A 439-nucleotide genomic window follows, 5' to 3' on the forward strand; every position below is an offset into this window, starting at 1 on the left:
CCCGAGCCGGTTCGTCTCGCGCAGACCGTGCCGCCGATCCTGGCCGTCGGCGGCGCGCTGAAGTCGACCGTGACGGTCACGCGCGGCAACGAGGCCTTCGTCTCCCAGCATATCGGCGATCTCGACACCGCGGAAGGCGTCCGCTTCTTCGAGGAAACCGTCGGCCATCTGCTGTCGACGCTGGACGTCGAGCCGGTAGTTATCGTCCATGATTTGCACCCGAACATGGCTTCGACCCGCTTCGCCGAAGCGAGCGGACGGCGGCTGATCGCGGTCCAGCACCATCATGCCCATGCCGCTTCCGTCATGGCGGAGCATGGCCTCACGGGACCTGCGTTGGCGCTGGTGCTCGACGGCTTCGGCCAGGGTAGCGACGGCGGCAATTGGGGCGGCGAGCTCCTGCTGTGCCAGAGCGCGCAGTTCCGGCGGCTCGGACATC

1 protein-coding gene is annotated in these 439 nt (G+C 67.9%); it reads left to right on the forward strand.

Annotated features, from left to right (window positions below):
• Nucleotides 1-439, forward strand: a 439-nt coding sequence (locus WN73_RS11570) for a Kae1-like domain-containing protein (RefSeq protein ID WP_442870066.1), incomplete at both ends; no start/stop codon positions are given.

Source organism: Bradyrhizobium sp. CCBAU 45394, from assembly GCF_028128655.1.
Taxonomy (GTDB): Bacteria; Pseudomonadota; Alphaproteobacteria; order Rhizobiales; family Xanthobacteraceae; genus Bradyrhizobium; species Bradyrhizobium diazoefficiens.